This is a genomic window from Metabacillus sp. 84 (assembly GCF_050107715.1).
GTDB lineage: Bacteria > Bacillota > Bacilli > Bacillales > Bacillaceae > Metabacillus_B.
Map to the genome: position 1 here is coordinate 403,281 of NZ_JBNILN010000003.1, position 12,758 is coordinate 416,038.

Here is a 12,758-nt window from a genome sequence, read left to right on the forward strand (position 1 = left end):
ATGAATCCGGAAATTTTTGATCGACTTCAGCGTCCGCTCCGCGATTTGCGAATTTCAGTGACTGACCGCTGCAATTTCAGGTGCAGATACTGTATGCCTGAAGAGATTTTCGGCCCGGATTACCCATTTTTAAACGCACAATCTATTTTATCCTTTGAAGAAGTGGAACGGCTGGCGAAAATATTTGCCGCACTGGGAGTCGAAAAAATCCGAATAACGGGCGGGGAGCCGCTCCTGCGCAAAGACCTCCCGCAGCTTATTCAAAGGCTTGCTCACATTGAAGGGATTCGCGACATTGCCATTACTACAAATGGATCTTTATTAAAGAAACAGGCCCATGAGCTGAAAAAATCAGGATTGGACCGGGTTACAATCAGTCTCGATTCATTGGATGAAGGCCGGTTTAACAGCATGAACGGGAATAAAAGCACTGTGAAAAGAGTGATAGAAGGGATTGAAGCCGCGTCTGAAGCGGGGCTTTCGGTTAAAATTAATATGGTTGTCCAGAAAGGAAAAAACGAACAGGATCTTATCCCAATGGCCCGCTACTTTAAAGAAAAGGGGCACATCCTCCGCTTTATTGAATACATGGATGTCGGAAATACGAATGGCTGGAAAATGGAAGAAGTTGTTTCTAAACAAGAAATAATCAGCAGAATATCAGAGAGTATGCCTCTTGAACCGATAGCCCCGAATTACCTAGGCGAAGTTGCTTCCAGGTACAGGTATACAGATAATGAAGGCGAAATAGGCATTATCTCCTCTGTTACGGATTCTTTTTGTTCCACGTGTTCAAGAGCAAGAATTTCAGCTGAAGGAAAGCTGTATACCTGTCTTTTTGCAGGCAGCGGATTCGACTTAAGAGAACTGCTGAGAGAAGGAAAAACAGATAGTGAGCTCGCTGAAGTCATCTCTTCCTTATGGAACCGGAGAACCGACCGATATTCAGACGAAAGAAGAGAAGGAATGACAAACGGTTCGAAAGTTGAAATGTCTCATATCGGAGGCTGACCCATTTACCATTCAGCAGCATTTCCCGGAATCTCCCATGAAAAGGTCTGTAGAATGGTATGACTGAACGCAACTAATGGCAGTTGGCTGACCAGAGGTGGAAGCCGAAAGGTTCTGGTGAGACAGATGAGGCCCCGCAAACGGAGAAGGTGTCATTACTTAAAAAACAGATCGGAGGAGAGACGAATGGCGTTTCTTAAACCGCAGCAGATTGCGGAGAAAACGATTGAAGCGGGTGTAAGCAAAACAAAACTGACTTTCCCTGCGATACTCATTTTAGGATTTCTTGGAGGGGCCTTCATTTCACTGGGGTTTTTGCTGGATATAAGGGTTGTGGGTAATCTGCCGGAGGAATGGGGCAGCTTTGCCTCTCTTTTGGGCGGAGCCGTATTTCCTGTAGGGCTCGTGCTGATTGTGCTTGCCGGCGGGGAGTTATTAACCGGGAACATCATGGCGGTGTCCATGGCCGTTTACGCGAAAAAGATTTCGATTAAAGACCTCGGAATAAACTGGCTTTATGTACTGCTGACTAATTTTGCAGGTGCTTTGTTTGTAGCCTATTTTTTCGGGCATGTCGTCGGACTTACAGAAACGGGGCCGTTTCTGGATACCACCGTGTCCATGGCCGGTGCTAAACTTGATGAGACATTCCTCCAGACCTTTGTTTCAGCAATCGGATGCAACTGGCTCGTCTGTCTGGCGATTTGGCTCGCAACCGGGTCGGAAGATGCAGGCGGAAAAATACTCGGAATCTGGTTTCCGATCATGGCTTTTGTTGCCATCGGCTTCCAGCATGTTGTCGCTAACATGTTTTTAATCCCGGCAGCTATTTTTGCAGGCTACTTTACGTGGTTCGATTATTTATCCAACTTTGTTCCAACTTTGCTTGGCAACATTGCTGGAGGAGCCATTTTCGTTGGAATGGCATACTTTATCACTTATGCAAAGAAAACGGAAAAAAAGGCGGTCCAGTCAAGGAAGGTTTCCTGATCCAACTGCAGGTTTTTTTTTCTCCGCAGCAAGGTATTCGCGCGTATAATTTTATCAGCATTTATCTTAAGTTTTTGATAAAGTTAAATAGGGATTGCCCGGGTGGGGGGCCGGTTTCCGGACGCTCAAAAAAATTCGTTTGCCTGCCCGGTCATATGGCATCCAGGAAAATGAACCCTGTGCACCGAAACCAGTCTCTATTCAATACGTTATTTCCCCTTTCCATGGTATGGGCTATATTTCAAAACAGGTAATGGATACAAATAGAACCGCAGGCAGGAGTGAGGATAATGGTTGAAAAACGGTCTCCGATTTCCGTCAGCGAGGCAGTCAGGAAAGTCATGGGTTTGCTTGAGCCTGGAGACGTTGAAAGGGTTCCACTTGAAGAAGCATACGGACGTTTTTTGGCGGAGGATCTTATAGCAGATCATGATGTTCCTGCATTCGACAGGTCCCCTTATGATGGATTTGCTATCAGAGCAGAGGATACGATAGCTGCTTCCGCTGAAAATCCAGCTGTTTTCGAAGTGACAGGCGAAATCGGAGCGGGCTCGTTATATACAAAAGCTGCTGAAAAAGGCCATGCTGTCCGTATTATGACCGGAGCGGCATTGCCGGCAGGATTTAATGCAGTGGTCATGCTTGAGCTTGTGAAAGAGAAATCCGTGCAAGGAAGAAAGCTGATTGAGATCAGCCGTACATATAAAAAGGGAGACAATATCTCCTTTAAAGGTGAAGATACCCTTGAAGGTTCAGTCCTTTCAGAAAGAGGAACAATCATCAACCCCGGGATTTCCGCTCTTCTGGCAACGTTTGGCTATGAGAGCGTGCCTGTTGCTAAACAACCTGTAGTTGGTGTGCTTGCCACAGGCAGCGAGCTTTTAGAACCAGGTGAGCCTATTAAGCCCGGGAAGATCAGGAACAGCAATGCTTACATGGTCCTCTCTCAAATCAAAAGAGCCGGGGCAGATCCTCTGTATCTCGGGAAGCTGCCGGATGATCTGGACCAGTGTTTTACTACCGTTCGGTCAGCTCTCGAGAAAGTTGACTTTCTTATCACCACTGGAGGGGTCTCAGTAGGGGACTATGACTACATACCTGCAGTGTACGAAAAGCTGAACGCCTCTGTCCTTTTCAATAAAGTTGCGATGCGTCCGGGAAGCGTGACGTCCGCCGCTGAACTTAACGGAAAGCTGCTATTCGGACTTTCAGGAAATCCGTCCGCCTGTTATGTAGGTTTTGAATTGTTTGTGAGGCCTGTAATCCGCGTGAGCCAGGGAAGTGCATATCCTCATTTAAAAAAGGTTAAAGCGGTATTAGGAGCGGATTTTAAAAAACCTAATCCGTTTATGAGGTTTGTCAGGGCGCGAATGGAATTTTCAGAGGGAGGAAAGGTGTCGGTCACTTCTTCAGGATTCGATAAGTCCAGTGCGGTCTCATCGCTTGCAGATGCTGATGCTTTTATTGTTCTTCCTGGAGGAACAAGAGGGTATGAAAAAGGAATGTCCGTTGATGCACTTTTGCTGAGCGGCGGTTTGGGAAGTGAGTGGCCATGGGAAAACATTGTGCCATCCTACAGGTCGTAGGCTACCAGAACAGCGGGAAAACAAGACTAATGGAAAACTTAATAGCCCGTGCGTCCGGTTTGGGCCTGAATGTCGGATCACTTAAGCATCATGGACACGGAGGTGCTCCGGATCTGCATGGAAAAGACAGCTCCAGACATTTTGAAGCTGGAGCAGCAGTTTCAGCAGCTGAAGGTGCCGGAGTGCTCCAGCTTTCTGCTAGGCTGGAAGGGTCTGCTCTGGAGGAACTTATACAATTTTATTCGCATTTTAACCTGGATGTCCTCTTTATTGAAGGGTATAAGCACGCCCGGTACCCAAAAGCGGTGCTCATTGAAAAGGAAGAGGATCTTTCTTTGCTTGACCAGTTAACCGGCATTATTTGCGTCATCACAGATTTGACGGTTCCCCCTTTGCCGGGTATTGAATTCTTTACGAAACAGCAAGTGGCACAATCTATTGATTTTATGATAAAGAAGGCGGTGAAACAGATTGACAGAGAAGATATTTTGCCTGACTGAGGAGCAGATCTCCGCTGAGGGGGTTATTCAAAAGGTGGAAAGAAGAGAAGCGGGCGCGATCACAGTCTTTATCGGGACCGTCCGGGAGCTTACAGATGGCAAAAAGACTCTTCATTTAGAGTACGAGGCATATAAGCCAATGGCTGAAAAAATGCTCGCTCAAATTGGAGAAGAAATCAGCCATCAGTGGCCCGACGCTGTGACCGCCATAACCCACCGGACAGGCCGGCTTGAGATATCTGATATTGCGGTCGTCATTGCAGTCTCATCCCCGCACAGGAAAACAGCTTATGAAGCAAACGAGTATGCCATCGAGCGGATTAAGCAGATCGTTCCTATTTGGAAGAAAGAGTTTTGGCAGGACGGGACAAAGTGGATCGGTGATCAGCTTGAAAAAAAGGCATATCCTGAAGGGAAACCGCCAGAAGGAGGCATGAGAACATGATTACCATTTTGCTATTTGCAGCCAATCGTGAATCCGCTGGAACGGATAAAATTGAATTGGAAGCAGCAGGAAGCTCAGTACGGCAGCTTAAAGAACAGCTGGAATTGCTGTACCCAGGTTCTGCCTTCAAACATTCTATGGCCGCGATCGATGAAAGCTTTGTCCCGGATGAAGCATTAGTAAAAGCGGGAGATACCGTCGCTTTCATTCCGCCTGTCAGCGGGGGATAACGGATTTGTGATTATTATGTTTAAGGATGAATTTGAATGAAATACATAATCGCCCTTTTTACCCTATTGATGATAGGCGGCTGCTCAGGAGCAGAACCTAGTAAAACAGAAATTACTGTATCTGCTGCAGCCAGTCTGAAGGAAGTACTGCAAGATATAAACGATGATTTCCAGCAGGCTAATCCCAATATCCGTGTATCCTTTAACTTTGGCGGCTCAGGTACCCTTCGCCGGCAGATTTTACAGGGTGCTCCAGCCGATTTGTTTTTCTCCGCTGCTGAGGATCATTTTGAAGAGCTGAAAAAGGAAGGGCTTGTAGATGAATCGCATTCTGGCAATCTTGCAGGAAATGAAATGGTTCTTATAACAGCTAAAGACAATCAGGATATTCAGTCATTCCAGGACTTGCCGAACATGAAAGGCCCATTTTCCATCGGGACTCCTGAGTCGGTCCCTGCCGGAAAATACGCAAAAGAAGCGCTAAAAAACCTCAAGCTATGGGAGAAGGTCAGCAGCGGGATTGTATACGGAAAGGATGTAAGACAAGTTTTAACCTATGTCAGCACAGGAAACGCCCAGGCGGGAATTGTCTACCGGACAGATGCTGCTTCTTCTGGAGACGTAAAGTTTATTGCAGCGCCGCCGGCCGGCTCTTATTCGCCGATTGTTTACCCCCTCGGAATCCTGAAGCAAACCTCCCATCCTCAGGAAGCGAAAGCCTTTTATGAATTTTTAAGAGGAGAGAAAGCTGCGGAGGTTTTCGAAAAATACGGATTCTCCAGAGTGAATGGGGAATAATGGCTGCCTCATTTTGGAGCCCAGTCCTCCTTTCCGCTCAAATCGCCGTTGTGTCGACCATGATTGTAGCGCTGGCAGGGATAAGCGCCGCTGTTTTCATGGCCAAAAGATCGTTTAAAGGGAAAGTGCTCCTGGAAACGTTCCTTTTGCTGCCATTGGTTTTCCCCCCCTCTGTGACAGGTTTTTTGCTAATTGTTGTTTTCGGAACCCGGAGCCCGGCAGGACAATTAATCCTTACTATTTTCGGTTCCCCCGTCATGTTCACCTGGTGGGCAGGTGTGATCGCATCTTCCGTAGTGGCTTTTCCGCTCATGTATCAGGCAGTTAAAACAGGCTTGCAGGCAATCGATGGTGACATTGAGGACGCAGCAAAGGTTGACGGAGCTGGAGCCGGAAAGGTAATATGGCACATTTCTCTCCCGCTTGCATTAAGCTCCATTTTAACCGGGCTCATTTTAAGCTTTGCAAGAGCGCTTGGGGAATTCGGAGCCACCCTGATGTTTGCAGGCAATATCCCGGGTAAGACACAAACGGTTCCTACAGCCATTTATATGGCCATTGAATCCGGGGATATGGAGCTTGCCTGGATGTGGGTCCTCACCATTGTTGCCCTTTCATTTATTATGCTTGCTGCTGTATCCTTCCACAGCTCGAGAAAATAGCCATATTCCAGTTGATTATGGCAGAATTGGCAATCAGGGGCATCTTATGAGATAATACACAGGTTCAGAAACATACAATTAAGCAGAAGCAGGATGTGAGCTTTCATGATTAAAATCACCATGCCTTCACCAGATTTGGTTATTAGAAGGAATGAGCAGCAGAGAACCCAGGGTACAATTGACATCAGCGACAAATATGGTTTCACAGAGTACATGAAAATTCCAAGAGACAAGGGCGGAATTTTTATGTTTTATAACCTTCACGATGAATTGCTGTTCGTCGGGAAGGCAAGAAAACTCAGACAGAGAATTAAGAAGCATTTCGAAGATACCGTTTCTCCTGTAAAGGACAATAGAGATGAGATCAGCACCATAGAGGTATGTGTCGTAGAGGATCCTATGGAACGCGAGATATATGAGACGTATGCCATCAACATGCGTAAGGCAAAATATAATATTGATAAGGTTTTCTTTAAATAAATCCGCTTGTTAAGGAGGAATCCGCATGGATCGTGTAGAGGTTGGAGACGTGTTTATCATTGAGGACGAGGACGGCAAGGAGCAGGAGCTTGAAGTTCTTGGTACAGCAGATATTCAAGGCCGTCAATATGCGGCTGTAGGATTTTCGGAAGACATTCAGCAAGAGACTGCAGAAGAAATTGAACTTTTCTTCTTAAGAGTGGAAGAGGATGGAGAGCTCGCTGAGATAGAGAGCGATGAAGAGTTCGAAGAAGTGACATCAGCGTTTGAAAGCCAAATTGAATAGTCTATATCTAAAAGAGGGGGCTCCCCTCTTTTCTTTTATAATGTCCATTGCTACGCTTGTAACGAAAATAAAACATAGAAAAGCTTATCGTATAAGGGATGGATGGAAATGAGATCATCAGAGTCTTTTGTTTACGCCTATACATACAGTAAAGAGGAGCATTCCCTTTGCATGCTGGAATTAAGGTCCCTGTTCGGAGAGGAAGTTCCGGAAGGGCTTTTTTTAAGTGGAAAGGATATTCCTGCCGGAAGGAGCCCATTTATAAGAGAAAAGGTAGGAGTCTTCTTTGAAGCAGAAACCCTTACAGAGATTTCGGCTCAGCTTGGGCAATTGAAGCTCGGAAATGAGACATTTAAAATCATTTGCCTGAAAAGCAGCGAATTGCCGGAAGGGGGCGCGATTGATTACAAGGAAAGACGCTTGATCGAACGCGAGCTCGGCCAGTATATTGAAGGAGAGGCGGACGTTCATCACCCAGACAGAATGTATGGAATTGCTGCACTGAACGGCAAGTGGTATTTCGGGAGTTATGACCGTAGCGAAGCGGTTTGGCTGCAGCATATAAAAAAACCCCGTCAATATTCCACGGCTCTCAGCACAAGGCTTGCAAGGGCAGTCGTCAACATAGCCGTACCCGATCCGAAAGGAGTGTCTGTAATCGACCCTTGCTGCGGAATTGGCAACATCCTTGTGGAGGCACTATCTATGGGGGTTCAGATTAGTGGACGTGACATCAATCCGCTGGCCGTAACTGGAGCAAGAGAAAACATTGCCTATTTCGGATTAATCGGGGAGGTTGCAGTCGGGCCAATCGAAAAGGTAACGGCCCGTTATGATACAGCAGTGATTGACCTGCCCTACAATTTATATACCCATATCACACATGAAGAACAGGAATCAATTATCCAAAGTGCAAGACGGATTGCTGATCGCTGTGTCTTCGTAACCATTGATCCGATTGACCGGGAGCTCACTAATGCAGGATTTAAAGTTATTGACAGGGGTTTTGCTGTAAAAAGCAGGTTTAAGCGGGAGATCGTGGTCTGTATATAATCGTGTGGAATGTAACGTATTTCCAATAGCAGTCTCCCTCTTTACACGTGTGAAGGTGCGACCGCACCAACGGTAAGGGGGGAGCCATTTCGATCGCCCTGCAGCCCAAGGGCATTAAAAGTCCGATTTTCCAATATAATATTGGACTTTTTTCTTTACTCCGGAAAAGCGCCTGCCTGTTGATTAAACGCAGGATTTGACATGAAAAACTCTACTGGATATTATGGATATATTAAGTCTACAATAGGATGGATAATATGAAGTTAACAAAAGCAACCAACTATGCTCTCCACACCATGTTATTTTTAGCTGTTAATACCCCCGATGAGCATATTGGTGTGGCAAAATTAGCCGAACGCCAAGAGGTTTCAACGACCTATTTATCTAAGATCCTAACAAAATTAGTAAAGTCGGGTATGATTGAATCTGTCTCAGGGGCTAATGGCGGCTATAAATTAAAACCGGGCTGGGAAGAACTTTCATTACTTGATGTAATAAAAGCCGTTGAAGGTTTGACGCCTATTTTTGAGTATTGTCTCAGCCACAATCCTGATTGCTTAATTCAGAAAGCAATCGAATCAGCCGAGGAAAAGCTTTTAAATGAATTGAATCAAACGCGAATAGCTGAACTGGCTAACAAAATGAATGAGAAATCTATATAAATCAGGATTTCTTTTATTCAAATTGTAGATATTAAGACTCTATAATATACAGTATAGACAGGGAGGAAAATAATTGATGAATATACATGATTGTATTGTAATTGGTGCAGGACCAGCTGGATTAAGTGCAGCCCTAACTTTAGGGAGAGCGCGCAGAGGGGTTGCCATATTTGATAATGGAACAAATCGAAATCGTGTAACACAAGAGTCACATGGCTTTATAACAAGAGATGGAATTAAACCACAAGAATTTAAAAATATAGCAATGAAAGAATTAGAATCTTATCCTTCTGTGTCCATCTCAAATGAGACAGTTATTGAGGTAAATAAAGATGTTCAAAAAAACTTACTTTTAGTCAATACATCGAACAATAATAGTTATTTAACAGAAAAAATCCTGTTAGCTACCGGTATACAAGAAGAATTCCCCTTATCACAGATTAAGCAGTATTACGGTAAAAGTTTGTTCAGCTGTCCATATTGTGATGGCTGGGAGCTTAGAGATAAGCCGTTAGCAATAATTGCAGTAAAGGATGACCACATTATTCATATGACTAAATTGGTTTTTAATTGGTCAAATGATTTAATCGTTTTTACTAATGGTCATCTACTATCAAATAAAGTGCGAAATGATTTTGAAAATAAAAAGATTAAGGTCTATACAGAAGTTATTAAAAACTTACATGGAGATGATGGAAACTTAGAAAGTATTGAATTAGAATCAGGTGCGAACATTCTAAGAAGTGGCGGCTTCGCAGTTCCAAGTTTTTATCGCCCAAATAAATTTGCTGAACAATTAAACTGCCAAGTTGATGAAAACGGAGGAATTATCACCGACGGTGCTGGACGAACAACAGCAAATGGGATATATATTGCAGGTGAAACTGAAAAGGCAGGACCCTTTTCTTTGATCATAGCTGCAGGCGACGGCAATAAGGCGGCTTCAAGTATAAACATGGATCTAACATTAGATAGATTTTAAATGGCCCCAAAAGAAGTCTCCCTCCTCAAACGTGTGAAGGTGCCACAGCCCAAAGGCTTTTGCTTTAAACAGGTATATAATAATTCCTAACACTAAAACATAATTTCAATTTTTTAATAATATTATTGAAATAAATATTCAAATTAACGTATAATCATAGTAAGCAATTAATTTTCAGAATATTTGGCAAGAGAGCCGGGAGGTAGCAGACGTTAATGGAAAAGCAGCTGAGGAAGCTTACGACAGAGCAGCGAAACAAAAAGTCAATGAATATGGACCAGGCTGACACTTTAGATATTTTACAAATGATGAATGCGGAGGATCAGCAGGTGGCTTTGGCAGTCGAAAAAGTGCTGCCTCTAGCCAGCAAAGCGGCAGATTGTGCTGCCGCCTCGTTATTAAAAGGCGGCAGGCTGATTTATATGGGAGCAGGGACGAGCGGCAGGCTGGGGATATTGGATGCGGTTGAATGTCCTCCGACCTTTGGAACAGCTCCTGATCAGGTTGTGGCCGTTATGGCGGGTGGAGAAGGAGCATTTTTAAAAGCCGCAGAAGGGGCTGAGGATTCTGCCGCACAAGGGAAAAAAGACTTGATGGCCATCGGCCTTTCCAGCAAAGATACAGTTATCGGAATCGCAGCAAGCGGGAGAACTCCTTATGTAGCAGGCGGGCTTGAGTATGCGGGGGAAATGGGAGCAGCAACCGTAGCGCTATCCAGTAATGAATGCGCTTATATTAGCACTTTTGCCCAGCACCGGATTGAGGTCATTACCGGACCGGAAGTATTGACCGGCTCTACAAGACTCAAGGCCGCTACAGCTCACAAAATGATTTTGAACATGATTTCTACAGCAGCAATGGTGAAAGCCGGAAAAGTGTATGAAAACCTGATGATTGATGTTCATGTCAGCAACCATAAGCTCAAGGAAAGAGCGATTTCCATTATTGAAACGATAACAGGCGTAACAAATGAAAAAGCGGAAGAAATTCTTGAGCAGTCCGGGCTGCAGGTCAAAAAAGCGATTGTCATGATTCAAACCGGCACGGAGGCTGCCGCTGCTCAAAAGCTCCTGGTCGAACACAATGGAAATGCGAGAAGTGCGATTGCTTCCCAATCCGGAAAGAACTTGCCGCTGTGACAAAAGGGGGGCTGGCCATTATACAGCAAACCATCGGGAGGCTTCCAGGATCGGAAAGGAAAATAGCGCAGTACATACTGGATCATCCGCATGAGGCCGTAAATTCAACCGTCAGCCAAATAAGCGTTTCTTCCGGCACGAGCGGGGCAGCGGTCGTGCGTCTGTGCAAATCACTTGGTTTAAAGGGGTTTCAGGACTTAAAGCTTCGGATTGCCGGAGATTTGCTTAAACCGGCTGAACATGGCTACCGCGACATTGCCCCGGGGGAATCCTTGTATTCCACAGCGATGAAAACAGCAAGCAACAGTGTTCAGGCAATTACAGACACCTCTGAAATTATTGATTTCACTCAGCTCGAGATAGCAGTCCAGCTATTGAATGAGGCAAAAACGGTCCACTTTTTCGGAGTAGGGGCTTCAGGGATTGTAGCAGCCGATGCCCAGCAAAAATTGCTGAGGATCAGCAAAAATGCCACCTCTTTCAGCGATCTGCATCTAGTGGCTACGCTAATTGCCAATGCGGAAGAAAGGGATGTGCTGTTTGCTGTATCCTATTCCGGGGAAACGCCGGAAATTATTAAAATCCTGAAGCTTGCGAAAGAAAAGGGGGTGAAAACAATTGGCCTGACCCACTTCGGCCAATCCGCAATGACCGCACTGTGTGATGTTTGCCTTTATACATCAAGCTCGAGTGAAGCGCCTTTTAGAAGCGCAGCCACTTCCTCGCGTCTGTCGCAGCTGTATATGATTGACGTCCTGTTTCTTGGGATGGCAGCGCTGCAATACAGTGAGACCGTTCAGTACATTGACAATACGAGAGAAGCAATCCACTCGATTACCAAGAAAGAAAAATAGAATTGACTTCATTGGGGGAGGGTTTTTGATGGGAAAAAGGGATCAATCTCACAAACTTGCGGCAGAAATCGCCGAAAAACTCGGCGGCAAGGGGAATGTCGCTTCATACGCGAATTGCATGACAAGACTTAGAGTAAAGGTGAAGGATGAGTCGCTCGTCGACAGGGATGGCCTTAAAAGGATTGAGGGGGTATTCGGGGTCGTAGAGGAAGACACGTTCCAGATCATTGTAGGACCAGGGACAGTGAATCAAGTGGCAGAAGAGTTTGGGAGGCTCACGGGAGAAACAGAAGATTTTGATTTAAAGCAGGCAGCCGCTTCAAATAAAGCTGAAGTGAACAAAAAGAACGCCACACCCTTTAAGCAATTTTTACGAAGAATTGCAAACATCTTTATCCCGCTGATTCCTGCGCTGGTGGCATCCGGGCTTATAACAGGGATTACGAAGGCCGTTATTCAGGCAGAGTGGCTCGCAGCCGACTCGCAAACCGCACTCATTTTAACAGCAATCGGCGGAGGATTATTTGCATACCTTGGAATTTTAGTCGGATTTAACGCAGCGAAGGAGTTTGGAGGATCTCCGGCACTTGGAGCTCTTGCGGGAATCCTGATAATCAACCCTGCGATAGCGGATATTTCTCTGTTTGGCGAAAATTTGCTTCCCGGCCGCGGGGGACTTGTAGGAGTTTTATTTGCTGCCATCTTTATGGCGGTGGTTGAAAAGCGGGTCCGGACGTTTATTCCTAAATCATTAGATATTATTCTGACTCCGACCATTGCGCTTCTCGTTACCGGTTTATGTACGTACGTTCTCTTTATGCCGGTAGGAGGCTGGATTTCAGAAGGGATTACAGATTTTCCGAACGGGAAAGCCCATTCCTTCAGGTGTGGGATGAAAGTGAGGTCGGATACGGAGTACCACTGAAAACCGTAAGGTTTGTGGTGCTTCAAGTATCCGAAATGTTTTGTTCTTTTTTTTATTGTCGCATTGAATCAGTTTTTAAATAAAACTGATACAATAAACCTATGAATGAATATAGAAGAACAAGTACAACCGTATCATTGCTCAACTATCATTTT

At 45.2% G+C, this 12,758-nt stretch carries 15 protein-coding genes and 1 pseudogene; all 16 read left to right on the forward strand.

Annotated elements, in window-relative coordinates:
• The gene (gene moaA, locus ACQCV8_RS08870) at positions 1-1,011 is read left to right on the forward strand and encodes a GTP 3',8-cyclase MoaA (RefSeq protein ID WP_426844217.1); all 1,011 of its coding nucleotides are present in this window, start codon (positions 1-3) and stop codon (positions 1,009-1,011) included.
• A 186-nt stretch (positions 1,012-1,197) separates the two neighbouring features.
• Entirely contained in the window at positions 1,198-2,001 is an 804-nt protein-coding gene (locus tag ACQCV8_RS08875) for a formate/nitrite transporter family protein (RefSeq protein ID WP_426844218.1), read from the forward strand.
• A 290-nt stretch (positions 2,002-2,291) separates the two neighbouring features.
• Entirely contained in the window at positions 2,292-3,587 is a 1,296-nt protein-coding gene (gene glp / locus ACQCV8_RS08880) for a gephyrin-like molybdotransferase Glp (RefSeq protein ID WP_426844219.1), read from the forward strand.
• Entirely contained in the window at positions 3,554-4,087 is a 534-nt protein-coding gene (gene mobB, locus ACQCV8_RS08885; protein ID WP_426844220.1) for a molybdopterin-guanine dinucleotide biosynthesis protein B, read from the forward strand. The genes glp and mobB overlap by 34 nt, the downstream gene beginning before the upstream one ends.
• Positions 4,059-4,532, forward strand: coding sequence for a molybdenum cofactor biosynthesis protein MoaE (locus ACQCV8_RS08890; protein ID WP_426844221.1), 474 nt, complete (start codon positions 4,059-4,061; stop codon positions 4,530-4,532). Before mobB ends, ACQCV8_RS08890 begins: the two co-directional genes overlap by 29 nt.
• Positions 4,529-4,762 carry a molybdopterin converting factor subunit 1 gene (gene moaD, locus ACQCV8_RS08895; RefSeq protein WP_426844222.1) on the forward strand — a complete coding sequence of 78 codons (234 nt, stop codon included), beginning with the start codon at positions 4,529-4,531 and terminating at the stop codon, positions 4,760-4,762. Before ACQCV8_RS08890 ends, moaD begins: the two co-directional genes overlap by 4 nt.
• 36 nt (positions 4,763-4,798) lie before the next feature.
• Positions 4,799-5,560, forward strand: coding sequence for a molybdate ABC transporter substrate-binding protein (gene modA / locus ACQCV8_RS08900; protein WP_426844223.1), 762 nt, complete (start codon positions 4,799-4,801; stop codon positions 5,558-5,560).
• Entirely contained in the window at positions 5,560-6,222 is a 663-nt protein-coding gene (modB, locus tag ACQCV8_RS08905; RefSeq protein ID WP_426844224.1) for a molybdate ABC transporter permease subunit, read from the forward strand. The genes modA and modB overlap by 1 nt, the downstream gene beginning before the upstream one ends.
• A gap of 105 nt (positions 6,223-6,327) precedes the next feature.
• A complete protein-coding gene (locus ACQCV8_RS08910; RefSeq protein ID WP_426844225.1) occupies positions 6,328-6,702 on the forward strand; it encodes a nucleotide excision repair endonuclease in 375 nt (124 codons plus the stop codon).
• 25 nt (positions 6,703-6,727) lie between these two features.
• Entirely contained in the window at positions 6,728-6,988 is a 261-nt protein-coding gene (locus ACQCV8_RS08915; protein ID WP_426844226.1) for a DUF1292 domain-containing protein, read from the forward strand.
• Positions 6,989-7,090: 102 nt separating this feature from the next.
• Positions 7,091-8,041, forward strand: coding sequence for a TRM11 family SAM-dependent methyltransferase (locus ACQCV8_RS08920; RefSeq protein ID WP_426844227.1), 951 nt, complete (start codon positions 7,091-7,093; stop codon positions 8,039-8,041).
• A 257-nt stretch (positions 8,042-8,298) separates the two neighbouring features.
• Entirely contained in the window at positions 8,299-8,703 is a 405-nt protein-coding gene (locus ACQCV8_RS08925; RefSeq protein WP_426844228.1) for an RrF2 family transcriptional regulator, read from the forward strand.
• Positions 8,704-8,779: 76 nt separating this feature from the next.
• Positions 8,780-9,685 (forward strand): NAD(P)/FAD-dependent oxidoreductase, encoded by a 906-nt coding sequence (locus ACQCV8_RS08930; protein ID WP_426844229.1) that lies wholly within the window; start codon positions 8,780-8,782, stop codon positions 9,683-9,685.
• A 215-nt stretch (positions 9,686-9,900) separates the two neighbouring features.
• Positions 9,901-10,824: an N-acetylmuramic acid 6-phosphate etherase gene (gene murQ / locus ACQCV8_RS08935; protein WP_426844230.1), complete on the forward strand. Its 924-nt coding sequence runs from the start codon at positions 9,901-9,903 to the stop codon at positions 10,822-10,824.
• Complete coding sequence (locus tag ACQCV8_RS08940) at positions 10,821-11,678, forward strand: MurR/RpiR family transcriptional regulator (RefSeq protein ID WP_426844232.1); 858 nt, start codon at positions 10,821-10,823, stop codon at positions 11,676-11,678. The genes murQ and ACQCV8_RS08940 overlap by 4 nt, the downstream gene beginning before the upstream one ends.
• Positions 11,679-11,706: 28 nt before the next feature.
• Positions 11,707-12,534, forward strand: a pseudogene (locus tag ACQCV8_RS08945) (PTS transporter subunit EIIC); the annotation flags it as partial.
• Between the last annotated feature and the right edge of the window lie 224 nt (positions 12,535-12,758).